The sequence below is a fragment of the Bradyrhizobium sp. WSM1743 genome, assembly GCF_000473065.1.
Classification (GTDB): Bacteria; Pseudomonadota; Alphaproteobacteria; order Rhizobiales; family Xanthobacteraceae; genus Bradyrhizobium.
The window spans coordinates 29,120-53,207 of record NZ_AXAZ01000061.1; the positions used below are offsets into that span (position 1 = coordinate 29,120).

General features: G+C 63.8%; 22 protein-coding genes. 10 read left to right on the forward strand and 12 right to left on the reverse strand.

The genetic code is table 11. The features are described from left to right. Positions 1–380 precede the first annotated feature (380 nt). Positions 381–4,481, forward strand: a complete 4,101-nt coding sequence (locus tag YU9_RS42775) for a VCBS domain-containing protein (RefSeq protein WP_245266564.1) — start codon at positions 381–383, stop codon at positions 4,479–4,481. A 20-nt stretch (positions 4,482–4,501) separates the two neighbouring features. Here YU9_RS42775 and YU9_RS0129020 read toward each other — a convergent pair whose 3' ends face one another. The 5 genes from YU9_RS0129020 to fliL all read right to left on the reverse strand — a co-directional run bounded on the left by YU9_RS0129020 (position 4,502) and on the right by fliL (position 8,167). Beyond that, entirely contained in the window at positions 4,502–4,699 is a 198-nt protein-coding gene (locus tag YU9_RS0129020; protein WP_027575953.1) for a hypothetical protein, read from the reverse strand. Between the two features lie 534 nt (positions 4,700–5,233). Next, entirely contained in the window at positions 5,234–5,995 is a 762-nt protein-coding gene (locus YU9_RS0129030) for a MotE family protein (protein ID WP_027575955.1), read from the reverse strand. Between the two features lie 9 nt (positions 5,996–6,004). After that, entirely contained in the window at positions 6,005–6,451 is a 447-nt protein-coding gene (locus YU9_RS0129035; protein WP_027575956.1) for a DUF6468 domain-containing protein, read from the reverse strand. After that, the gene (gene fliM, locus YU9_RS0129040) at positions 6,448–7,650 is read right to left on the reverse strand and encodes a flagellar motor switch protein FliM (protein WP_027575957.1); all 1,203 of its coding nucleotides are present in this window, start codon (positions 7,648–7,650) and stop codon (positions 6,448–6,450) included. The genes YU9_RS0129035 and fliM overlap by 4 nt, the downstream gene beginning before the upstream one ends. 19 nt (positions 7,651–7,669) lie before the next feature. After that, a complete protein-coding gene (gene fliL, locus YU9_RS0129045) occupies positions 7,670–8,167 on the reverse strand; it encodes a flagellar basal body-associated protein FliL (protein ID WP_027575958.1) in 498 nt (165 codons plus the stop codon). Positions 8,168–8,548: 381 nt separating this feature from the next. Between fliL and flgF the strand changes: the two genes are divergently transcribed. Genes flgF through flgH form a run of 4 tightly spaced genes read left to right on the forward strand, consistent with a single transcriptional unit; the run spans position 8,549 to position 12,030 of the window. Further along, positions 8,549–9,310: a flagellar basal-body rod protein FlgF gene (gene flgF / locus YU9_RS0129050; RefSeq protein ID WP_027575959.1), complete on the forward strand. Its 762-nt coding sequence runs from the start codon at positions 8,549–8,551 to the stop codon at positions 9,308–9,310. A 16-nt stretch (positions 9,311–9,326) separates the two neighbouring features. Next, entirely contained in the window at positions 9,327–10,115 is a 789-nt protein-coding gene (gene flgG, locus YU9_RS0129055; RefSeq protein WP_027575960.1) for a flagellar basal-body rod protein FlgG, read from the forward strand. Between the two features lie 10 nt (positions 10,116–10,125). Then, positions 10,126–11,265 (forward strand): flagellar basal body P-ring formation chaperone FlgA, encoded by a 1,140-nt coding sequence (gene flgA, locus YU9_RS0129060; protein WP_027575961.1) that lies wholly within the window; start codon positions 10,126–10,128, stop codon positions 11,263–11,265. 3 nt (positions 11,266–11,268) lie between these two features. Continuing rightward, on the forward strand, positions 11,269–12,030 hold the full coding sequence (gene flgH, locus YU9_RS0129065; RefSeq protein ID WP_027575962.1) for a flagellar basal body L-ring protein FlgH: 762 nt from the start codon (positions 11,269–11,271) through the stop codon (positions 12,028–12,030). Positions 12,031–12,343: 313 nt separating this feature from the next. Here flgH and YU9_RS0129070 read toward each other — a convergent pair whose 3' ends face one another. The 3 genes from YU9_RS0129070 to YU9_RS0129080 form a co-directional block, all read right to left on the reverse strand. Beyond that, entirely contained in the window at positions 12,344–13,123 is a 780-nt protein-coding gene (locus YU9_RS0129070; protein WP_027575963.1) for a 2-keto-4-pentenoate hydratase, read from the reverse strand. A 461-nt stretch (positions 13,124–13,584) separates the two neighbouring features. Then, a complete protein-coding gene (gene dksA / locus YU9_RS0129075) occupies positions 13,585–13,950 on the reverse strand; it encodes an RNA polymerase-binding protein DksA (RefSeq protein ID WP_085966600.1) in 366 nt (121 codons plus the stop codon). 216 nt (positions 13,951–14,166) lie between these two features. Further along, positions 14,167–14,778 (reverse strand): NAD(P)-dependent oxidoreductase, encoded by a 612-nt coding sequence (locus YU9_RS0129080; RefSeq protein WP_027575964.1) that lies wholly within the window; start codon positions 14,776–14,778, stop codon positions 14,167–14,169. 176 nt (positions 14,779–14,954) lie between these two features. On the opposite strand from YU9_RS0129080, the gene YU9_RS0129085 reads away from it, so the two are divergent. Beyond that, positions 14,955–15,326 carry a helix-turn-helix domain-containing protein gene (locus YU9_RS0129085; RefSeq protein WP_027575965.1) on the forward strand — a complete coding sequence of 124 codons (372 nt, stop codon included), beginning with the start codon at positions 14,955–14,957 and terminating at the stop codon, positions 15,324–15,326. Between the two features lie 171 nt (positions 15,327–15,497). Here YU9_RS0129085 and YU9_RS0129090 read toward each other — a convergent pair whose 3' ends face one another. Next, positions 15,498–15,911 carry a flagellar assembly protein FliX gene (locus YU9_RS0129090; protein WP_027575966.1) on the reverse strand — a complete coding sequence of 138 codons (414 nt, stop codon included), beginning with the start codon at positions 15,909–15,911 and terminating at the stop codon, positions 15,498–15,500. Between the two features lie 298 nt (positions 15,912–16,209). On the opposite strand from YU9_RS0129090, the gene YU9_RS0129095 reads away from it, so the two are divergent. The 4 genes from YU9_RS0129095 (at position 16,210) to YU9_RS0129110 (ending at position 18,728) form a co-directional block, all read left to right on the forward strand. Then, on the forward strand, positions 16,210–17,334 hold the full coding sequence (locus YU9_RS0129095; RefSeq protein ID WP_027575967.1) for a flagellar basal body P-ring protein FlgI: 1,125 nt from the start codon (positions 16,210–16,212) through the stop codon (positions 17,332–17,334). Next, a complete protein-coding gene (gene flgJ, locus YU9_RS0129100; RefSeq protein WP_027575968.1) occupies positions 17,334–17,702 on the forward strand; it encodes a flagellar assembly peptidoglycan hydrolase FlgJ in 369 nt (122 codons plus the stop codon). The genes YU9_RS0129095 and flgJ overlap by 1 nt, the downstream gene beginning before the upstream one ends. A gap of 11 nt (positions 17,703–17,713) precedes the next feature. Continuing rightward, on the forward strand, positions 17,714–18,211 hold the full coding sequence (locus YU9_RS0129105; RefSeq protein WP_027575969.1) for a hypothetical protein: 498 nt from the start codon (positions 17,714–17,716) through the stop codon (positions 18,209–18,211). Positions 18,212–18,368: 157 nt separating this feature from the next. Then, complete coding sequence (locus YU9_RS0129110; RefSeq protein WP_027575970.1) at positions 18,369–18,728, forward strand: hypothetical protein; 360 nt, start codon at positions 18,369–18,371, stop codon at positions 18,726–18,728. 46 nt (positions 18,729–18,774) lie between these two features. Here YU9_RS0129110 and flaF read toward each other — a convergent pair whose 3' ends face one another. The 3 genes from flaF to YU9_RS0129125 form a co-directional block, all read right to left on the reverse strand. Then, positions 18,775–19,143, reverse strand: a complete 369-nt coding sequence (flaF, locus tag YU9_RS0129115; protein WP_018642830.1) for a flagellar biosynthesis regulator FlaF — start codon at positions 19,141–19,143, stop codon at positions 18,775–18,777. A 295-nt stretch (positions 19,144–19,438) separates the two neighbouring features. After that, positions 19,439–21,727, reverse strand: coding sequence for a DUF1522 domain-containing protein (locus YU9_RS0129120; protein WP_027575971.1), 2,289 nt, complete (start codon positions 21,725–21,727; stop codon positions 19,439–19,441). Between the two features lie 219 nt (positions 21,728–21,946). Then, positions 21,947–24,088 (reverse strand): DUF1522 domain-containing protein (locus YU9_RS0129125; RefSeq protein WP_027575972.1); only part of this gene is annotated, 2,142 nt, incomplete at its 5' end.

The following is a 24,088-nucleotide window of genomic DNA, read 5'->3' on the forward strand; positions in this document are numbered from 1 at the left end:
GGTCTGCACATGATCCGCCCTTCCCGAGAAGATCTTGTCGCCATCGGCGGCCCATTTCTTGAGCCGCGAAGCGCAGCCACAATAAATATAATTCTTGTTTAATTCGTTTAATCAGCCTAATTTACCGCAGCGCTACGGAAGCGCCACAAATTAACTACGTCTCGTTTGTCAATTTAATCACTTTAGCGGGAGGGATACGCCGGGAATGGCATACGCGCTGCCGTCCCCGCGCAATGCGTCTCTCTGGATCACACTTGATGATTTCGGCGGGCAAGCCTTCGGCTGCCAGCGCTTAGGATATTTGTCCCTTGGCGAGGGTCGCCCCGAACAACCATGGCAGCACGCTGAGCCTGAATCGATCACCCAGGCGAGGTCGAGCCATGTTGGTTGCATCCGGCGTCGAGATTGATAATGGGGCCGCCGCGGCCCTGCCCGTCCAGATCATTGGCCATATTCATACAGCGATCGGCTGCGGCACGCTCACGCGAGGCGGTGGCGTCGCCACGCAAGCCGTAGCCGGCGCGCCTGTCTATCGGGCTGACGTGATCGAGACCGATGCCGACGGACAGATCACGATTCGCTTCATCGACGGTACTTTCTTCAACATCTCCCGCGACACTCGCGTCGCGCTGAGCGAATTCGTCTTCGAAGTCGAAGGCGCGTCACCTACAGCCCTGTTCGACGTGACCCGAGGAAGCTTCAGTTTCGTGCCAGGTCGGCTGGCAGAGACCGGGTCTCTCCAACTGAATACGCCGGTTGCAGGCATTCGCGCCCGGAGTCACGCGGGCGGTTTCGGAATGCTGACGCTTGCAGCATTGACTTTCTCGGTCGCGGAGAATGCCGAGGCCGCAGACCCGGATGTCACATTCCTGGATGACGACTCCATCACCTACAAGGACCTTGCGCACGGCGCATTTGAGCTCGTGACCAAGGAGCGGATCCCGCGGCACATCATCGTCGAAGATCCCGGCGAGACGATCGTCGTCAAGAAGGTGGGATCCACCATCAGTGTGAATCAGGTCACGAACACGGCCGCTCGTATGGACGAGTTGCGCGCCGCGCAGCAGGACCTGCTCGCCAATCTGGAAGGACATGGGCCGCATGGCTCGAGCACACCTCCCTTCGTCAAGACCCAGTCACTGCAGCCGATCAATTTCATTCCGCCCGACGCGCCCGCGCTGCAGAATTTGCTGGCGCCTGTGTCACCATTCGTTATTCCCATTTTCGACCCTGTACCGCCGACGCTCAGCACCGGAGCGGGGCCAACCGAGCTCGATACGGTGGTGTTTGATACATTCACTGCGACGAGCGGAATTTTCGCTGCCAGCAGTACCAGCAGCGCCAAGCTGACCTTTGGCGTCATAGGGGCGACCGCCGGCGAGACGGTCCTCGGCGGAGTGACATACGATCTGTCAAAGCCAGGTCCGTACGGGACGCTCTACGTCAACAGTACGAGCGGCGCCTACACCTTCGTGCCTGACAGCGTCGCGATCAACGCACTGAAGGCGCCCACGACCGACGCATTCGTTATCACGGTATCCGACGGCCTCAATTCTGCGAGTCAGACGTTCACGATCACCATTAACGGTGTCAACGACGCTGCAATCATCTCCGGCACCACGACCGGCTCGATCATCGAGGCTGGCGGCATTGCCAATGGAACGCCCGGCACGCCGACTGCGACCGGAACCCTTTCCGATACCGACGTCGACGACCCGCCAAATACGTTCACCACAGTGAGCTCGCCAACAGCGAGCGCCGGTGGCTATGGCACGTTCACGATGACGGCCGCCGGGGTGTGGACCTACACTCTGGACAACGCCAACGCGGCTGTGCAGAGGCTCAATGTCGGCGAGACGCTGACCGACAGCTTTACGGTGACCACGATCGGAGGCACCGCCCAGGTGGTGACGATCACCATCCACGGAGCCAGTGACGCCGCGATCATCTCCGGCGCGACCACCGGCGCAGTGATCGAGGCTGGCGGCATCGCCAATGCAAGCCCCGGCACGCCCATCGCGACCGGCACCCTCACTGACATCGACGTCGACACGATCGCAAATGCCTTCACGGCAGTCGGCTCGCCGACGGCGAGCGCCGCCGGCTACGGCACCTTCACGATGACGGCTGCCGGCGTGTGGACCTACACGCTCGACAATGCCAACGCTGCCGTGCAGGCGCTCAATATCGGGGAGACGCTGACCGACACGTTCACAGTGACCACGCTGGACGGAACTGCCCAAGTGGTGACGGTCACCATCCATGGCACCAACGATGCTGCCATCGTTTCCGGCACCACGACCGGTTCGGTGACCGAGGCAGGCGGCATTGCCAATGCGACGCCCGGCAGCCCGAGCGCAATCGGTACGCTCTTTGCCGCCGACGTCGACAATGCGTCCAATACCTTCACAGCGGTGAGTTCGCCCAAGGCAAGCACGAATGGCTATGGCACCTTTACGTTAACTGCTGCCGGCGTGTGGACCTACACGCTCGACAACGCCAGCGCGGCGGTGCAGGCTCTCAATGTCGGCGGCACGCTCAGCGACAGTTTCACTGTCACAACCCTCGACGGCACGCCGCAGGTGGTGACGATCACCATTCACGGCAGCAACGACGCGGCCATCATTTCCGGCACCACGACCGGCTCAGTGACCGAGGCAGGAACTTTCTCGCCCGGCGTTCCCATCGCGACCGGCACGCTCACCGATACAGACGTCGACAACGCGCCGAACACGTTCACCGCAGTCTCTTCGCAGAGTGCGAGTGACGGCGGATACGGCACCTTCACGATGACTGCAGCCGGCGTATGGACTTACACTCTTGACAACAACAATAGCGTGGTTCAGGCGCTCGACGTCGCCGACACCTTGACCGACACTTTCACGGTAACCGCCATCGACGGTACGATGCAGACGGTGACCGTCGCCATTCATGGCGCCAGCGACGCAGACCCCAACGATTTTGACAACCTGGCCACCGGATTCGTCGTGATCACCGATCCCCCGAACGTGTATGGAACGCCGGGGAGCGAAACCATCGCAGGCGGCGGCGACACGGGCCAGATTATCTACGCGGGCGCCAGCAGCGATACCGTCAACGGCACCGGCAAAGCCGACGTCCTCTATGGCGGCTCCGGCAATGACACGATCAAGGGCAACGATGGGAATGACGTCATCTATGGCGGCTCGGGCAACGATACAATCAACGGCAACAACGGCGCCGACACCATAACCGGTGGATTTGGTGCGGACCAACTCACCGGCAGCAATGGGAACGACCGTTTCGCATATTTGTTCGTAGCCGATTCCAACGCAAGCCAGTTCGACACCATCACCGACTTCGCATCGGGAGCGGACAAGATCGACTTGACCGCCTTTGGTGCGCTTGGGTTCGCCATCCTGGCGTTGAGCTCAACCAGCACGGCGGTGCCGGCACATACGATCGCCTGGCTCTATGACAGCGCGGCGAATGAAACCATCGTGTACGTCAATCCCACGGACCAGACCCTGCACATCGGCGATTCCAGTCTGCTCGAAGTCCATTTGCAGGGCATTGCAACCATCGACGCGTCGGAATTCATCCTGGCGCCGGCGGCGGCACCTGTGATGGCGGCTGCCGGCGAATTGCTCGACCTCACCGCAACCGCGCAGAGTGACGCCACCGCTGTGACAGTGACCACTTCCGGAGTCTCAACCGATGCCAGCAGCGGCGACGGCTCGCTTCTCGCTGAGGGGAGCTCGACAACCCAAACAACCGATCCGACCTACAGCCTCGATTCGAGCTGGGACCAGATTGGATGGACCGAATATTCCAGCCTCTCCAGTTCAGACGAGGTGCAAACGCTCGCGACCGAAACGCCCCGCAGTGACGCGGTAGCTCCCTCGGCGGGCGGACTGTCTACGATCGTGCAGCACATGGCCGCACCGACGGAGGCCAGCTTTGTCTTCGACCACTTGACGGGGCTCGACACAACCTTGGCAGTTGGCAAGAATGGCGCGATTGCCGGAGGTGGCCAGATGCCTGATATTGCCATCGCCGCGCTGAATTTTGCCCACAATGCCGCCGAACAGCACGCCGGGCGCGGGCTTGCGCTGGGGAACGATGCCGGCAATCACGTCGTCTCGCCCCCGGGAAACGCCGACCAGGCGGCTCATGCCCATGGTCGTAGCAGCGATGAAACGGCGGACACAGCGCTCAAACCAAGCCTTCAGAAGTCATCGATCGGAGACACCAGCCATTCGCCTGCAAGCGAGACACAGCAGCTCGGCGAGTCATTCCGATTCAAGGATAACACTTCGCAAGGCTCACAGCACAGCGCAGTGCCGGATCATCTCTCAGACCTCGCCGGGCCTCACGACCACGCTGGAGGAGTCCACGGATCCGAGCCGGCGATCATGGCTGAAACATCTCCGCCCGAGGTTGATCCACATTATGGGGCAAGTACAGCTCACGGCCATGTGTTGCACGATCTGATGGTGTGACGTCTCAGGCCGATTGCGCTTCAATGTTGCTTGCTGGCGCCTTCCGGCGCCGAGGCGTTCGCTTCGTCGAGAGAAGATTCATGATCGTTGCCGTCGTCGCCTTCTGGCGGCGCTGCGTGCTGATGGCTTAGCGCGGATGTCCATGCGGACGTCATCGCCGCTATGAGCAGCCGGTTGACGGCCTCGATGACGCGTTCTGCTGCGGACGAGTAGTTCATGGCCTCCTCCTGCGCTGCCGATTGCGACTGGCCGAAGCGTAGGACGGTGCCTTGAGCGCCACTGTACGCCACTTCACACCTGCGCGCGTCAACTCATCGCAGTCTCAGAGGATGCCGCCTGCTTCGGCTGCATCCGCCGCGGGAGTGTGATCTGCTGCCTTGACGAGTTGCTGAGCGCGCGCACTCACAACCTTCGGGGCGTTGCGGTTCGCGCGCGACTCTGAATCAGATGTGATCTCGGCGATGCAAATCGCATTGGTTAGCTTTGGGGGTAATCAATGAGCGGAGAAGCCGGTTGCATTGTGTGTAGCAGGGAAAGAGCGGTCGTGGCGATCGTTCCGATCGCCAGAGGATATGCCCTGAAAACATATGAGTGTTCCTGTTGCCACAGCACCCTGCAGCTCGTGACGCGCGTCACAAAGGCGCCGCTGATCAAGCAGCAGGTCAATATCCTTCCTCGGGTGGAGAAGCAGTTGCGCCCGACCGCTCGCAGGGTGCAACAGGCCTGCGCGAACTAGCCACGCAAGGCGTCTCTCAATTCGGCTTTTGCGTCGGCTTGCCATCAATCTTGGGCAGATCGCCGGCCGAGGCCGACTGATCGCCGCCACCATTGGCGCGGCGGGCCATCTCGACCGTCAGCCGCTCGGCGGCCTCCGGTGACATCAGCCCCAGGATGTCCGCCATTTTTCGTGGCGCTATGGCCGAGGCGATCTCGATCAGCACGCCCATCTCGAGCCGGTCGAACACCCGCGCGGCATCCTTGGGCTTCATGCCCTCGTACATGGTCACGAGGCCCTTCATGCGCTGGGCTTCGGCGGCCTTCTGCTCGGCCTGCGTCGCAGAGATGCGGGTCTCCACCGCCTTCATCTCCTCGACCTTGTTCTCGATGCGCTTCTCGGCCGATTTGAGCAGGCTTTCGCGAATGTCGATCTCGCGCTGGCGGGCCTCGATCTCCTGCCGCCGCGCCTGCAACCGTTCCAGGATCGCACGCTCCGAGACCGAGACCTGCGGCTGGCCTTCCTCCACCTTGATCACGGTGCCCTCGGGCTTGGTCTCGGGCGCGGCGGGCTTGGGCGCCTCCTTCGGCGCACCATGGGTCGATCCGGTGATATCCGGATCCTCGCGGCCAGTCGGGAAATTCAGGTTCTCCTGCGCCCAGGATTTCCTGGTCTGGTTCGGCTTGTAGTCGAAGACATAGCCGCCGTTGATCACGAGGCCCGCCACCTTCAGCGTGGCAAGGCCCGCGACGGCAACCAGGACGACCGGAATGACGCGGATGTTACGAAAGGACTTCATACCCAGGCTTCATGCGGCAAGGCCGTTGGATCGTCGGCGCTCGGAGAAGGCTTCGGCCGCGGCGGCCACCGCCTTCGCCGACGAGGGCTTTGCCGCGGGTGCGGCAACCGTCTCCGGATTGGTCACGGGACGCGCGGCGATTGCGATCTTGGACAGGCGCCGCACGACGTTGTCGGCCTCGCCGAGCTGCTTGTAGAGCTGATCCGACATCTGCGTCGCGGCGGCGAGCTGGCTGCCCAGGTTCTCGTTGACGTCGCGCACGGCGAGCTTCAGCCCGCCGATCGCGCGCTCGGCGATCTCGGTCGCGGTGATCAGCTCGCCGATCACCGCCTTCAGCGAATGCTCGTCCGCCTTCAGCCGCGTCAGCCGCTTGTTGAGCATGACGCAATAGATGATCGTCAGCATCAGCAGGATAGCCACCAGCGTCTCGATCGCCATTCCCAGGGAGTGGTTCATGGGGCCTCCATCATCTTGTTCTGCTCGTCCACCTTCTCGAACATCGCAAGTGTCGTACTTGGCTTGCGCAAGGGTTTCGTCACGCGGATCGCGACGCGGTCGCCGACCCGGCCCATCCGTCCCTCGGTCAGCGTGACGTCGCCGCAGCGCACGGTGACGTTGGCGTCGGCGCGCATGTCCAGCGGCAGCGTGTCGCCGACCTTGAGCCGCATCAGCTGCTTGAGCGGAATGTCGGCCTCGTACAGCACGGCGTCGACGGCGATCTCGGCCTGCACGATCTCGGTGGCGAAATGGCCCTCCCAGACCGGGTCGCGGCCGAACTTTTCGCCCATGAACATCTGGAGCAGGACGCCCCGGATCGGCTCGATGGTCGCGTAAGGCAGCAAGAGCTCGATATTGCCGCCGCGGTCTTCCATGTCGATGCGCAGGCGGACCAGGATCGCGGCGTTGGCGGGACGGCTGATCGCGGCGAAACGCGGATTGGTCTCGAGCCGGTCGATCGTGAAGGTCACCGGCGACAGCGGCCGGAACGCCTGCTCGGCGTCGGACAGCACCACCTCGACCAGCCGCTTGACCAGCTCGGTCTCGATCGTGGTGTAGGGCCGGCCCTCGATGCGGAGCTGGCTGGTGCCGCGGCGGCCGCCAAGCAGCACATCGATCATCGAATAGATCAGATTGGAATCGACCATCGCCATGCCGAAGTTCTCCCACTCCTCGGCCTTGAAGACGGTGAGGACGGCGGGCAGCGGGATCGAGTTCATGTAGTCGCCGAAACGCACCGAGGTGATGCGGTCGAGAGAGACTTCGACGTTGTCCGAGGTGAAGTTGCGCAAGGACGTCGTCATCAGCCGCACCAGGCGGTCGAAGACGATTTCGAGCATCGGCAGACGCTCGTAGGAGACCATCGCCGAATCGATGATGGCGCGGATGCCGGAATGATCGTCGAGCGTGACGTCGCCGACGGTGAAGCCGAGGAGATTGTCGATCTCCTCCTGCGACAGCACCCGCTCGCCGGAATTCTTGCCGTTGCCGAGATCGCGGCTGCCGTCCTCGACCATGGCCGCCCATTGCAGGGCCATGGTCTCCGATAGCTCGTTCTCGGCAGCAGCCTTTGCCGCCTCGGCGGGATCCTCGGAATCGAGCGAGGCCTCCCACTGGGCGGCAATTGCATCCTGGTCGACTTGGTCGTTGCCCGCCATGATCCCTAGTCCGTCATGCTCACTGGACCACGACTTCCTTGAACAGCACCGCACTGACCTGGATCGGGGCGACCGCCGCGTTGACGCGCTTGGTCAGCTCCTCCTTGAGGCGGAAGATCCCGGCGGAGCCGTTGAGGTCGGAGGGACGCAATTCACGCACATAGGTCTGGAAGATGTCGGTGACGCGCGGCATCGTCGGCTTGATCGCCTCGATCTGCTTCTCTTCCTTCAGCTCCAGCACGATCTTCAGCCGCAGATATTGCACGCGCTCGCCCGGCGCGCCGGCGAGGTTGACCATCATGTCGGGGACGTCGACGAAGGCCGGCGGCTTCGGCGGAGGCGCGGCCTCGGCATGATGCTCGTCGTCGCCATGACGGAAGAAGAAGAACCAGGTCGCGGCACCGCCGCCGAGGACGGCGAGCACGCCGACGACCATGATGATGAGCTTGAGCTTGTTCTTCGGCGGAGCGGCTTCCGCGCCGTCAGCGGCTGCGCCGCCTTCCTCATTCTCTGCCATGGTTGCCGCGCTCGTTCATCTCAAAGGGTCGAAAGAGCGAAGCCTCCTGGCAGACAATGACGCGATACAAATGCCCCAGCGCAATGCGCTCCTCTAATGCGCAAACGCTACGGTAATAATGGTTAACGGATTCTTTCGATTGGGCCCCAGCTAGGAAAAATCTGCCGGGCAAACATGGCTAACAGAACCTTTCTGCCGCCCTCCCGGATCCATCGAAAATCTGCAAGCCATTGAAATTGCGTAATTTTCCTAGTTGGCATGGCTTTCGCTGAGAGAGGGCCGAGACTGAACGGTTTGGGAGAACCCGACGGTCTCGGTCACGGGGTCGGCCAAGGCGCTTGGGAGAGCGAAATGGCAGATCTCACTCAGGGGAGATTTCCGATGCAGAACGCGCTTCTGATCGGTTTGTCACGGCAGATGACGTTGGAACGGCAGATGGATGTCATCGCCAACAACCTCGCCAATGCCAATACCAACGGCTTCAAGGCCGACCATTCGCTGTTCGAGGAGTATCTCAACTCGAACGCGCGTGAGGACAATTTCATCGGCTCCGACCGCCGGGTCTCCTATGTGCAGGACCGCGGCACCTTCCGCGACGTCGGCCAGGGGCCGATGGAGCCGACCAACAACCCGCTGGACATGGCGATCAACGGCAGCGCCTATTTCGCGGTGCAGGCCAATGGCGGCGAGCTCTATACCCGCGACGGCAAGTTCTCGCTCAACAGCACCGGCCAGCTCGTCACCTCCGACGGCAACCTCGTGCTCGGCACCGGCGGCCCGATCACCTTCCAGCCGACCGACCACGACATCAACATCGCCCCCGACGGCACCGTCACGGTGCTCGAGGGTACGGCGCGGACCGACTCGATCCGCGGCAAGATCCGCATGGTCTCGTTCGACGATCCGGCCAAGCTGACCAAGCTCGGCGCCAATCTCTATGGCGCAGGCTCGGCAAACCAGCAGGCCGACACCAAGTCCACCTTGCAGCAGGGTTACATCGAGAAGTCGAACGTGAATGCCGTCGGCGAGATGACCCGCATGGTCGAGGTGATGCGCAGCTACACTGCCATCGCCACCCTGCTGCAGCAGCAGAGCGACCTCCACAAGTCGGCGATCGAAAAGCTCGCCGACGTTCCGGCCTGATTAGGAGAGAACTGACATGCAGGCGCTTCACACCGCAGCGACCGGAATGGCGGCACAGGAACTCAACGTTCAGGTGATCTCCAACAACATCGCGAACCTGCGCACCACCGGCTTCAAGAAGCAGACCGCGGCGTTCCAGGACCTGATTTACGAGCACGTGCGCCGCGTCGGTGCGCAGGCCTCGGACCAGGGCACCATCCTGCCTGTTGGCGTCGACATCGGCGGCGGCGTCAAGACCGTCGGCACGCCGCGCAGCATGACGCAGGGCACGCTGTCGCAGACCGGCAACGACCTCGACCTCGCGATCTCGGGCGAAGGCTTCTTCAAGATCCTGATGCCCGACGGCACCTACCAGTACACCCGCGACGGCACCTTCCAGATGGACAATCAGGGCCGCGTCGTCACCGCGCAGGGCAACCCGGTGCAGCCGACCATCACCGTGCCGCAGAACGCCTCGGGCCTGACCGTCAACGAGCAGGGCCAGGTCTCGGTGACGCTGCCGGGCTCGTCGACCTCCTCGATCATCGGCACGATCAACGTGACCCGCTTCATCAACAAGGCGGGGCTGCAGCCGGTCGGCAGCAACCAGTTCACCGAGACGCCGTCCTCGGGCCCACCGCAGGACGGCACCGCCAACACCGAAGGCTACGGCAAGATCACGCAAGGAAGCCTGGAGCAGGCCAATATCGACGTCGTCTCGGAGATGAGCGACCTGATCGCCGCGCAGCGCGCTTACGAGATGAACGCCAAGGTGATCAGCGCCGCCGATCAGATGATGCAATCGACCACGGCGCTGTTCCGCTGAGGTGACGACCATGATCCGCGCCACCCTCGCCACGATCTCCACCCTTCTCGCGCTGGCATTGCCGGCAGCGGCCGCCGACGATTTCATCGCCGCGCCGACGCTGCGCGCGAGCGTCACGGTGATCTCGGACGTGGTGCGGGTCGGCGATCTCATCGACAACGCCGGATCGGCCGCACTGATCCCGGTCTACCGCTCGCCCGATCTCGGCACCACCGGCACGCTGACGGTCGGCCAAGTGCTGTCGGTGCTGCGGGCCAAGCAGGTGATCGGCGTCATGACCGGCGACATCAAGGAGGTCCAGGTCACCCGCCTCGCCCGCACGCTCGCGAGCAAGGATATCGAGAATGCGGTCGCCGCCGCGCTCGAGCGCCGCTTTGGCCTCGGAGAAGCCGCCAACATCACTGTCACGCTCGACCGCAGCGTCGCCGAGATGCGTCTCGATGCCTCCAACACCGGCGCGCTCCAGCCGGCCGCAACCCGCTACGACGCCCGCAGCGGCCGTTTCGATATCGCCTTCGAGATTGCCAACGAGAGCAATCCCGCGCCGACCAAGCTGCGCTTCACCGGCACGGCGATCGAGACGGTGGAGGTGGCCGTGCTGACTCGCGACATCGACCGCGCCGAGCTTCTGAAATCCTCCGACCTTTCGTTGGAACGCCGGCCGAAGGCCGAGGTCGCCGGCGAGCCCGCCGGGCGCGACCGCAGCATCGGCATGCAGCTGCGCCGGCCGATGCGGGCGGGCACGCCGATCCGCGCCGCCGACATCGTCAAGCCCGACTTCGTGGTGCGCGATCAGGCCGTCACCATCATCTATCAGGTGCCCGGCCTCTATCTCACCACGCGCGGCAAGGCAATCGAGAGCGGCGCCGAGGGCGACACCGTCAGCGTGCTCAATCTGCAGTCCAAGCGCACGCTGACCGGCACCGTCACCGGCCGCGGCCAGGTGACGGTTCAGGGCGCGAGCCAGTCCGCACCGATGGCGCCGGCGGTCGAGCAGACCTCCTCGTTCAAGCGCGACGAGGCGCCCGCATCGGTCGACACTGCAGCCCTCGTCCGGAACCTGATCCAGCCTCCCGCGTCGCCGGCTCAAGTCGCACAAGCCCAGATCCCGCAAGCCCGCATCTCGCAAGCTCCAGCCAAGTCAGAGTAAGTCATGTCCCCGTTCAGTTCGGCTTCCCGTCTTCGTCGCATCGCGATCTCTGCCTTGCTGCTGGCCTCCTGCGCACTGGGCGGCTGCTCCTCGATCGACCGCCTGTCGCAGATCGGCGAGCAGCCGAAGCTGTCGGCGATCGACAATCCGACGACGCAGCCCGGCTACAAGCCGGTGCAGATGCCGATGCCGAAGCCGGAAGTCGCCTCGTACAATCCGAACTCGCTGTGGCGCAACGGCAGCCGCGCCTTCTTCAAGGACCAGCGCGCCCGCCAGGTCGGCGATCTCCTGACCGTGAGCGTGAACATCACCGACAAGGCCAACATCGAGAACGACACTTCGCGCAGCCGCACCAACAAGGAAGATTCGGGAATCACCAACTTCATTGGCGCCCAAACGATCACCCAGGCCAACAAGATCCTGCCCGGCCGCATCCTGACCGCCGACTCGACCTCGTCGAGCGAGGGCAAAGGCAGCGTCGAGCGCAAGGAAGCCCTGCAGACCAACGTCGCGGCGGTGGTGACCCAGGTGCTGCCGAACGGCAACCTGGTCGTCGAAGGCAAGCAGGAGATCCGCGTCAACTTCGAGATTCGCGAGCTGATCGTCGCCGGCATCGTCCGCCCCGAGGACATCCAGAGCGACAACACCATCGACTCCACCAAGATCGCCCAGGCCCGCATCGCCTATGGCGGCCGCGGCCAGATCACCGACGTGCAGCAGCCGCGCTACGGCCAGCAGGTCATGGACGTGCTGCTGCCCTTCTAACCTTCTTCAAGAGCTCCCACATCGTGTTCGCGAACCTAGGCGCGAACGACGATGTACGACGCGGCCTCCGGTAGCTCCCCTGCCGGAGGCCGCATGTATTTTGGCGATAATGCCATAGCGCGCTGCGAGCCAGGTCGCGCAACAGGAGCGACGTCGCTGCCTCGGCACAGTATTCCAGCCACCCCCACTGTCATCGTCCGCGAAGGCGGACGATCCAGTACTCCGAGACATTCGTGGTTGTACTGATGCAGCGCGGCGTACTGGATTCCCCGCCTTCGCGGGGAATGACTACAGAGAGTACCGGCGCAGCCCCTCACGTAAACTCCGCCTCCACCACGCCCAGCCCGTCCAGCTCCATCCGCACCTTGTCGCCTGCCTTCAGCCACAGCGTCTTGACCAGGCTGCCGGTGAGCACGAGCTGCCCGGCATGCAGGCCCTTGCCCTCGGCGGCGAGATGGTTGGCGAGCCAGGCGAGTGCATTGTGGGGATGGCCGAGCACGTCGGCGCCGGTGCCGTGGCTGACCTCCTCGCCGTTGACGATGGCGCGGCCTCTGACTGCCTTCAAGTCAGGCACCGACGAGCGCGGAACCGAGGGACCCAGCACGCAGCCGGCGGCGAAGAAATCATCGGCGATCAGCGTCGGCGCGCCCATCGTCTCCCACTTCACGTAGCGGTCGTCGACGATCTCGATCGCGGGATGGTAGGCCTCGACCGCCTCTCCGACCCATTCGGCCGTGAACGGCGCCTCGCCAGCGGAAAGGTCCCGCTTCAGCCGCACCGCGATCTCGCATTCGACGCCGACCCGGACATAGTTGGAGGTGGCGAGCTTGGCGCCGCTGTCATGGACGCCCTTCTGGAACACGCCGCCGCCGCAAGGGTGCGGGATGCCGATGTACTCCTGCATCACCTGGCTGGTGCAGCCGATCTTGTAGCCGACAAGCGGGCCGACATGCGGCAGCAGGAGATCGTGCAGAGCCCTCTGGACCTGATAGCCCTCGGCCTCATCCGCGGGAGGGCGCTCCAGCGCCGCGAGCGGCGCATGATTGCGGCGCGCCAACGCGATCGCCTTTGCGGATGCGAGAATCCTGTCCATCGGCGCCGCCTCCCACGCTACGCAGTCGAAGGCGGCACTTCAGCATCCCCGCTCCGCCCTGACAAGCGCGCCCGGCCGGAAGATTACCGCCTCCTGCCCGCGCTTAAGGAAATATTGAGTGGGTGGAGGCTTTATGGAGCCGCGCCCCCGGCAGCTCTCGCAAAATGCGCACGAGGCGCGATTCCAGCAATGCTTGATGCAACTGGATCGACGTCTCAACTCCGGGGTCGATCTCATTGATGCGACTCGCGAAATCCTCCGCGCCTGAAGTGAAGGCTGTTTCGCATCCAAACTCACGTGAGCTCGGAGCAATCGAGTCTAGCCCATTGATCGCGATTCACTTTTCGCGATTGCGCTCTCGCGTTGATGGAGCGCAGCAAGCCACAGGCAAAATGCCGAGCGCGGCGCGAAGCGCCGCCCTGCGCCCAAAAACAAAGAGCCGCAACTCTGCGGCTCGGGCTCTATTCGTCGCGATAAACCTTCTCGCGTTTCTCGTGGCGCTCCTGCGCTTCCACCGAGAGCGTCGCGATGGGCCGGGCCTCGAGCCGCTTCAACGAGATCGGCTCCCCGGTTTCCTCGCAATAGCCGTAGGTGTTGTCCTCGATGCGCTGGAGCGCGGCGTCGATCTTGGCGATCAACTTGCGCTGGCGGTCGCGGGCGCGGAGTTCGATCGCGCGGTCGGTTTCGGACGATGCCCGATCGGCAAGATCGGGGTGGTTCACGTTCTCCTCCTGCAAAGCTTGCAGGGTGAGCTTGGACTCTTTGAGGATCTCATCCTTCCAGGCAAGGAGCTTCAAACGGAAGTACTCCTTCTGCCGGTCGTTCATGAAAGGCTCTTTGTCGGTCGGTCGGTAGTTTTTCAACTTTTCCAAGGGAGGCCTATCTTCTTAAGCAACGACTCGCGAACGGAACGAGGTCCGTTGAGCCGGGCCTTATATAGTGGCCTCCCGTGACAGACAATATTTCCCTCACCGCCCAGTCCTCGCCCCCAAGCCCTTGCACAGGAAGGTTTATCCTTGAGGGGCTCGGAGGCGGCTGACGGCTTAATAGCCGACCGTGAAGCGCTGCTTCAGATGGGCTGGCCGTTCGATCTCGTCGGCGAGCGCGATGGCGTAGTCGGCGAAGGTGATCCAGCTCTTGCCGTTCGCATCTGCGAGAAGCTGGTCGGTCCCAAGCCGGAACTTGCCTGTGCGTTCCCCCTCGACGAACAGCGCCGACGGCGAGATGAAGGTCCAATTCAGGTCCTTTTCCTGCCGCAGCAGGTCCAGGAAGGCCGAGCCTGCCTCCGCCTCAGCCTTGTATTGGGCGGGAAAATTGGGAGTCGTGACCAGCTTCACGCCCGGGGCAACCTCAAGGCTGCCGGCGCCGCCCACCACAAGGTAACGACCGACCTTGGACTCCTTTGCCGCACCGATCAGCTTGAGCGGGTCGCTGGCCAGGAAGTGCACGGAACTCACGGCGACGTCGTGCCCGGCCCACAGCTTGGCGAGGCCGGCCTGGTCGAGCACATCCCCCTTGGTCGGCGTGACGTTGGGCAGGGCTGCGATCTTCTCGGGGTTCCGGGCGATGGCTGTGACCGCGCGGCCGCGGCGGGACAGTTCCTTGGTGATCTCCGACCCGGCCCGGCCCGAGGCGCCGGCGACTGCGATTTTCATGGAAGGCTTCCTTTGCTTCTATAGTAACTAATGGAGACTAGATATCGCAAAGAATGCTGGTGTTAAGAGAGCACTTTGTGCTTACCTGATTACGCAAAGGTAACCTGGACGCGTAACCGATCACGTACAGCCGTCACGCGTACCGCCCCCGACGAGATGGATTCCAAGGCCCGACGATGAAACCCGACGTCTACGCAGCGAACTGCCCCACCCGCCAAATCCTCGATCGCGTCGGCGACAAATGGGCGGTGCTGATCCTCTTGCTCCTGCGCGAGCAGCCAATGCGTTTCAATCAGTTGCGCCGCACGATTGAAGGCATCTCGCAGAAGATGCTGAGCCAGGTTCTCAAGTCGCTCGAACGCGACGGCCTGATCAAGCGCCATGCCATCCCGACCGTGCCTGTGACGGTGGAGTATTCGATCACGCAGCTCGGACTGACGCTGGCGGCGGCGGTCGATCCCCTACGCGATTGGGCCGAGCAAAATTTGAAAGACGTGCTCGCCGCCCAACGTCGCTACGACGCGCAGCAGAAGGAGGAAGCGGCGTAGGGGCGCAAAGGACGTTATGGCAGTCCCGTCATCCTGAGGTGCGAGGCATGGGACGCAAGAAGGATGTACGGCCGAGGTGTCGCGCCGAACACTGACGTCGTCGCGGAAGCAGCGGGGCCGTCGCCCTTCGAGGCCTCCGCTACGCTCCGGCGCCTCAGGGTGACGGATCACTTACGCCCGCCCGGCCTTTGCCAGCTCGACCTCCACCCGCAGCTCGATCTCGGACAACACCGCATCGAGTCCGGCATCACCCGAGGATGATTTCAAATTCGCCGCAGCATCGCGCAGGCGCATCACGGTCGAGGCGTCGAGATTGCCGGACAACAGCCCCATCTTGAGATCGTCGAGCACGTCGAGCGCAGTCCTGCCGCGGGCGACCGAGCGCTTGCGGCGCTCGACCGGATCCTCCTCGACGCCCTGCAATGCCAGCAGCGCATCGATGTTGGCGGTGGCCTTTGGTGCCGCAGCGCTCCGCGTCTCCTGCGCCGATGAGGTGTCGGGCAGCACGAAGGTGCCGGAGCCCGTCCGCCTGGCCTGGCTGGCTGGCGTTCCAAGCGTGGTGCCGTTCGGTCCGTAGATGCGCATCGGAAGGAATCCGGGTGATCGATGCCTCACCTTCGCGGTTTCATGGTTAACGGTGCGTAAACGGCCCGGCAAAATCTGCCGAGAGGCGGCAGTTTCGCTCCTCAGGGCGAACGACCGCTGACACCGGTCGAAACAGATTTATTCAACCTATTCAGCCACCTACCCCGCTGCCCCGGGTTGGCACAGCGTTCGCAAGGAAAGCGCCGGACCAGCTCGTCATGGGAGTGTCGTGCAGGTCTTGTCGATTTGAGGAGCCGTTTTGAGGAGCCTTGGTTTGAGGGGTCTTGGGGAGCAGAGGATGCCAGGCGTTCGTTGGGTGAGGATTGTGGGGCTGGCCTGCGCCGCGCTGTCAGCGCTGACGCTCTCTGTCGCGTCAGCGGCTGCAACCTCGCGCATCAAGGACCTCGCCAACATCGAGGGCGTGCGGCAGAACCAGCTCATCGGCTACGGCCTCGTTGTCGGCCTCAACGGCACCGGCGACACGCTGAACAACATCCCCTTCACCAAGCAGTCGCTGCAAGCGATGCTCGAGCGTATGGGCGTCAACATCCGCGGCGCCACCATCCGCACCGGCAACGTCGCCGCCGTGATGGTCACAGGCAACCTGCCGGCCTTCGCCACCCAGGGCACGCGCATGGACGTCACCGTCTCCGCGCTCGGCGATGCCAAGAATCTGCAGGGCGGCACCCTGCTCGTCACTCCCCTGCTCGGCGCCGACGGCAACGTCTACGCGGTGGCGCAGGGCTCGCTCGCGATCTCCGGCTTCCAGGCCGAGGGCGAGGCGGCCAAGATCGTGCGCGGCGTGCCGACCGTCGGACGCATCGCCAACGGCGCCATCATCGAGCGCGAGATCGAGTTCGCGCTCAATCGGCTGCCGAACGTGCGCCTGGCGCTGCGCAACGCCGACTTCACCACCGCCAAGCGCATTGCAGCGGCGGTCAACGACTATCTCGGCATCAAGACCGCCGAGCCGATCGATCCCTCGACGGTGCAGCTGTCGATCCCGCCGGAGTTCAAGGGCAACGTCGTTGCCTTCCTCACCGAGATCGAGCAGCTCCAGGTCGATCCCGATCTCGCCGCCAAGATCGTCATCGACGAACGGAGCGGCATCATCGTGATGGGCCGCGACGTCCGCGTCGCCACCGTCGCTGTGGCGCAGGGCAACCTCACCGTCACGATCTCCGAGAGCCCGCAGGTCAGCCAGCCCAACCCGCTGTCGCGCGGCCGCACCGTGGTCGCGCCGCGCAGCAGTGTCACGGTCAGCGAAGACGGCAAGAAGTTGGCGCTGGTCAAGGACGGCGTATCGCTCCAGCAGCTCGTCGACGGTCTCAACGGCCTCGGCATCGGCCCGCGTGACATGATCAGCATCCTCCAGGCGATCAAGGCCGCCGGCGCCATCGAAGCCGACATCGAGGTGATGTGATGCAGACCGGCGCGATCAACACCCCGCGCGTCGCCACCTCCTCGGCCTTTTCGGTGGAGAGCCGCAACGGCCGGCCGGACTTCGAGCTCGCCGCCGCGCTGCAAAAGGTCTCGCCGCAGCAACAGAGCAAGGCGCAGAAGACCGCCACCGATTTCGAGGCGATGTTCCTCAACAGCATGTTCTCGCAGATGACCTCGGGCCTGAAGGGCGAAGGCCCGTTCGGCGATACGCCCGGCACCGGCGTGTGGCGCTCGATGCTGACCGAGCAATATTCCAAGACCTTCGCCAACGCCGGCGGGGTCGGCGTCGCCACCGAAGTCTACCGCACCCTCATCCTGCAGCAGGCGAAAACGATCCGCACGGCATAAGGTCAAACGAGATGAACCATTTCAACGCCTCACGTCAGCCGATGCAAGCCCAGCGTCCGAACACCGCGCCCGGCGGCACCGAGGCGCGCAAGCTCGCCGAAGACCTGATGGATGCGATGAGCGCCCTGCTCGGACTGATCGAGCGCGAGACCGAGCTCGTTCGCGCCGGCAAGGTCCGCGAGGCCATGACGCTCGAGAGCAGGAAGCAGGAGCTGTCGCGCAATTACGTCGGCGCCGTCAGCCAGTTGAAGGCGAACCAGGCCCAGCTCGCGAAATCCGCGCCGGAGCTGCTTTCGACGCTGCATCGCCACCACGATGCGTTTCGCGCGATGCTCCAGGTCAACCTCACCGTGCTCGCGACCGCGCATGCGGTCTCCGAGAGCGTCGTGCGCGGCGTCAACGCCGAGATCCAGAAGCGCAACGTGCCGAATACCTATACCGCCGCGGGACGTCGCGCTGCTCCCGGTCCGCGCCACATCACCCCGCTCGCGGTCAGTCGCTCGCTCTGAGCGCGCGAAAACCAGCTACAATTTTAGGAAAAACCGCGCGGCGATGTCGTCGCGCGGTTAGGCACGTTTGCTTACCCGGTCTTCAATCCTGGTGGTCCATGCTTGCGCGATTAGAGGGGTTGGGATTTGACTCACGTTAGGCAACCAGGAGGCTGCCATGAGTACAGATTTCAGCATCAGGCCGGTGGGGATCCCGGCCCCCATTCAGATCGTGACGACGTCCAATGCGGCGGCGAACGAGGCTGTGCAAACCGATCTTCCGGTGAGCCAGACGGTCGCCGCGGCCGATACGAGCGTGCCGGTACGCAATGATTTGCCGAACCACGAGAACATCTCGCGCCAGGTCGTGTTCGATCAGGCGGCCGCGTCCTTCGTCTTCCAGGTCGTCAACGACAAGACCGACACGGTGGTGAACCAGTTCCCGGACGAGGCGATGCTGCGCCGGCGCGCCTATTTCCATGCCCTGGACATGAAGTCCGAGCCGTCGCGTCCAATCAGCACGGACGTCAGCGCCTGACGGCTGGGGCCGCGGTCGACAAATGCTCGACCACGACAATGCTCCGTCACGGCCGTCCGGACAGGCCTGCGGCGATATTGCGGTTGATCTCGATCAGCGGGCGGAAGTGATCGAACTGCGGGCTCATCTGCAGCGCGGCGGTCTGGCTCAGCACGAACACGCTGATGTTGGCGATCTTCTGCCGGACATCGATCGGCTGCGGATTGCTGTCGCGCATCGCTTCGCTCAGGAAGATGGTCCAGAGCTTGCGGTTGAACATCAAGGCCTGCATGGTCTGCTCGCTGAGCGGATCGGCATTGTTCACCGCATCCTGGAGCTTGTTCGCGGCCTTGAGCAGGGTCTGCGCCTCGATGTCGCGGGGAGATGCGGTGGTCGTTGCAACACGCGCATAAGCCGAGGCAGCGGAATTCGACATCAATCACATCCTGGACGTTTACCTAGCGCGTTGGAGCGCTTAAGGATTTCTTTCCCAACCCTAGGCAGCACCGCTTAAGATTTGCTTACGTGTGTGCTTTGGAAGTACTCCGGACAATTACGGGGCGCGGAGCTCTTCGTCGGCGCAACGCTAGATGCACGCACGCACGATGTAAACGCGCTTGGCTTGATGCGTGTCGATCTCAGCTAATCCTGTCTTAGCGATCTCCCTCAAAAGAACGGCGGAGCGTTAGCCCCGCCGCGAAATCTCGAGTAGCGAACTCGCGCTATCGAAATTAGCGGAGCAGCTGCAGCACGCTCTGTTGCGACTGGTTGGCCAGCGACAGCGCGGAGACAGCGATCGACTGGCGAGTCGACAGCGCCTGGCTGTTCGCCGCTTCCTCATTGGTGTCCGCGAGCGTCAGGTTGGACGAGCCGGTCTGCAGCACGTTGATCAGGTTCTTGGAGAAGTCCTGACGCACCTGCACGATCGACAGATTCGAACCGAGCGTCGAGCCTTCCGAGCGCAATGTGCTCGAGGCCGCATTCAGGCTGGCCAGCACCTTGTTGGTGGCGCCGTTGTCGATGAAGTCGACGCCGTTGACGAGATTGCTGAGACCGAGGCCGGCCGCATTGAACACCACGCCGTTGATGCTCAGCGTGGAGCTGCCGGTCTCGTTGAAGACGAGCTTCAGCGTGTCGCCGTTGAGCAGGTTGACGCCGTTGAAGGAGGAGTCCTGCGACGTCGTGTCGATCTGGGCCAGGATGTTGTTGAACTGGTTGACGAGGTTGGAGCGCGCGGTCTGCGCCACGGGATCCTGGACCGGCGGCTGCGCGGTGGTGAAGGCCAGAACACCGGTGATCGTGCCGCCGACTGCGCCGCCCGCGATCGATGAACCGAGCGTCGAAGAGGCGTATTCGTTGACGGTGGTCACCGTGAGCACGCCGTTGGCATCGATCGTCGCCGTCAGGTGGTTGGCCTGCAGCTGCGCGTTGAGCTGGTCCAGCGTCTTGACGGTGCCGTTCGTGCCGTCGCCGAAAGTGACGTTCACCGGGGTGCCACCGTTGAACGAGGTGAAGGTCAGCGTCTTGCCGCTGATGCCGCCGACGCCGGAAGTGCGGGCCGCGGTGAAGGCGGTCGCCGTCCCGGTGTTGCCGCTGAGGCCGAAGGCGCTGAGCGCATTACCGGTGCCGGTGATCGACAGATCGGCGTTGATGCCGGTGGAGAGCGCAAGCTGGCCGCTGCTGTTGACCGACGACGGGATCTGGCCCGCAGTGGTCGACAACGTCGCCGCGCCGTTGAAGATGCTGGCTGTCTTGACGCCGGTCGCAAGGTCGACCGCGTTGAGCAGGTCGGTCAGCGTCGCGCTCTGGATGTAGACCGTCGAGTTGCCGTTGCCGTCAGTGACGATGTTGCCGCTCACGCCACCCGACGTGACGCTGGCCGCCGATTGCGGCGTCTGCGCGTTCTTGAAGGTGATGGTGTGGCCGTCGATGTTCAGCGTCGAGCCGTCCTGGACGAGGGTCCCGAGCGAACCCGCGGTGGTCGACCGGGCTGCGGTGACGTTGGCATTGCCGGCGCCGGTTGCGGATGTCAGACCGAGCGCCTTGAGGAAGTCGGCCTTACCTGTGACGCTCAGATCGGCACCGGTCGAGCTCTTCAGCGTGACCTGACCACCCGTGATCGATGATGCCACCTGAAGCGTGCCGACGGGACCGGCCGAACCGCTGACGGCGATGGTCGCGGCGCCGGCGCTGATCGTCGCGCTCTTGACGCCGCTCGCCAGATCGATCGCGCCCAACAGATCGTTGACGTTGGCAGTGGGAGCAGCGGCCGTGCCCATGTAGACGATCGAGTTGCCGTTGCCGTCGGTGGCGATGTGGCCGCTGGCATCCAGGCCCCAGCCGGTCGGCTGCGTCGCGGGCGCCGCGCCGGTCCGGAATGTAATGGTCTTGCCGTTGACCGTGATCGAATCGCCGTCGGCCGGCGACGAGCCGAGGGTGCTGGCTGCCGTGGTGCCGATCAGCGTCGCGGTGCCGGTCAGTGCAGTGGTGCCGTCGGCCGCATTGGCGACAGCGCCGGTCAGCGTGCCCGCAGTCGAGCCCAACGATGCACCCAGCGTGGCGGCGGCCGTCACCGGCGTCACGCCACCGGCCGCACCGGTATAGAGCACGTTGCTCTTGGCGGTCGCGCTCGCATAGGAGGTCGTGCCGCGCAGATCGGCCGGCGTCGCACCGGGAATCGTGGTCGAGACGTTGGACTTGGTGGAGTAGCCGACGGTGGTCTGCAGCGCCTGGTTGGCGATCGATTTCGCGCTGTCGATCAGCTTCTGCAGCGAGGTGATGCCGGTGTTGGCGGCCTGGAGCACCTGCACACCGTTGTTGATGCCGTCGAGCAGGTTGCTGATGTCGCTCGCCCGGTTATCCAACCCCTGCGCCGTGAAGAAGTTGGTGGGATTGTCGAGCGCCGTATTGACCTTCTTGCCGGTCGACAGCCGCTCCTGCGTCGTGGCCAGCAAGTCGGCCGTCGACTGCAGCGACAACAGGTTCTGGCGAACGGACGCCGAGAGAACGATGTTGGACATTGGCGAGTCTTCCTCTTGAACCGGATACGAATCGGCCGCGCGGTCTGCAAAGCGGGCTTTCGTCCAGTTTTAGGAGGTGTCCTTTAAAGTATGGTTAACGGCGGTTTAAGGGATAGGGTTAATGGCCGATGAACGCGCCCTGCCCGCCTCCAAACGCAAAAAGAGCGGCGGGGCAAATGGCCCCGCCGCTCGGTTTTTGTTCGCGATTTCAGTGGCTTATTAGCGGAGCAGCTGCAGCACGCTCTGCTGCGACTGGTTGGCCAGCGACAGCGCGGAGACCGCGATCGACTGGCGGGTCGANAGCGCCTGGCTGTTGGCGGCTTCGACGTTGGTGTCGGCCAGGGTCAGGTTGGACGAACCGGTCTGCAGCACGTTGATCAGGTTCTTGTTGAAGTCCTGACGGATCTGCACCACCGAGAGGTTCGAACCGAGGCTCGAGGCCTCCGAGCGCAGCGTGCTCGAGGCGGCGTTCAGGTTGGTCAGCACCCTGTTGGCGGCGGCGTTGTCGATGAAGTCGACGCCAATCGTCAGCGCGGCGAGGCCGAGACCCTTGGAGTTGTAGGTCACGCCGGTGATGCTCAGGCTCGACTTGGCGGTCTCGTCGAACACCAGCTTGAGCTGATCGCCGTTCAAGAGGTTGACGCCGTTGAACGATGAGTCCTGAGCCGTCGTGTCGATCTGGTTCAGGATGTTGTTGTACTGAGACACCAGGTTCGCACGGGCCGTCTGCGCAACAGCGTCCTGGACGGGGGTGGAAGCCGTCGAGAAGGTCAAGGCCGTCGTGAGCGTACCGCCGATCGCACCGCCCGCTGCAGTCGACCCGAGCGTGGAGGATGCGTAGTCGTTGGACGCCGTGATGGTCAGCAGACCGTTGGCGTCGATCGTGGCCGCCAGGTTATTGGCAAGAAGCCTCGTATTGAGTTGATCGAGCGTCTTGACCGTGCCGTTGGTGCCGTCGCCGAAGGTGACGTCGACCGCCGCGCCCCCGTTGAAGGAGGTGAAGGTCAAGGTCTTGCCGCTGATGCCGCCGACGCCAGAGGTGCGGGCGGCCGTGAAGGCGGTCGCATTGCCGGTATTGCCGGCGAGGCCGAGCGCGGTCAGCACATTGCCGGTGCCGGTGATCGACAGGTCGGCATTGATGCCGGTCGACAGCTTGAGCTGGCCCGAGGCGTTGATCGCCGAGTTGGTTTGACCCGTCGTGGTCGCGAGCGTGCCGCCGCCGCTGCCGTTCAGCGTGAAGGTCTGCACGCCGGTGGCGAAGTCGATCGCCTTCAGCACGTCGGCAATGGTGCCGGTCTGGAGATAGACCGTCGAGTTGCCATTGCCGTCGGTCAGGACGTTACCGGTCGCGCCGAAGCCGCTCGGAACGGCCGGCGCGTTGGTCGAGCCCGGAACCGGCGCGTTCTTGAAGGTGATGACGTGACCGTCGACGTTGAGCGTCGAGCCGTCCTGGATCAGCGAACCCAGCGAACCGGACGCCGTCGTGCGGGTAACGGTGACAACTGCGTTGCCGCCACCGGTCGCACTGGTGAGGCCCAAGCCCTTGAGGAAGTCGGCCTTGCCGGTGATGGACACATCGGCGCCGGTCGAGGTCTTGATCGTCGTTTGACCGGCGGCGATGGACGACGGGGTCGCACCGGAGGCCGCGCCGATGGTCGCAACACCGGTGTTGCTGATGGACACGGTCTGCACGCCGCTGGCGAGATCGATCGCTGTCAAGAGATCGTCAACGGTGGCTTTCGGCGTACCGGTGGTGCCGAGATAGACGGTGGAATTGCCATTGCCGTCGGTGAGGATGCTGCCACTCGCGTTGACACCCGAGCCGCTCGGGATCGAGGTGCCGGTCGGCGCGGAGCCGGCGCGGAAGGTGATGGTGTGGCCGTTGACGGTAAGCGTGTCGCCATCAACCGGGGACGTTCCGGCAACGCCTGCACCGCCGGCGGTGCCGATCAGGGTCGCGGTGCCGGTCAGGTTGGTCGTACCGTCAGCCGCCTTCACCGCCGACGCGGCCGGAGTGGTGTAGCTGCCCTGGGCCGCGCTGCCCAGTAATGTCGATGACGTGGCGGCGGTCGTGCCACCGGCCGCGCCGGTGTAGAGCACGTTGCTGGATGCGGTCGCGCTGGCAAAGGAGGTGGTGCCGCGCAGGTCGGCGGCCGTGGCACCCGCGATCGTGGTGGAGACGTTGGACTTGGTGGAGTAGCCGACCGTGGTCTGCAGCGCCTGGTTGGCGATCGACTTGGCACTGTCGATCAGCTTCTGCAGCGAGGTGATGCCGGTGTTGGCGGCCTGCAGCACCTGCACGCCGTTGGCGATGCCGTCGAGCAGGTTGTTGATGTCGCTGGCGCGGTTGTCGAGCGACTG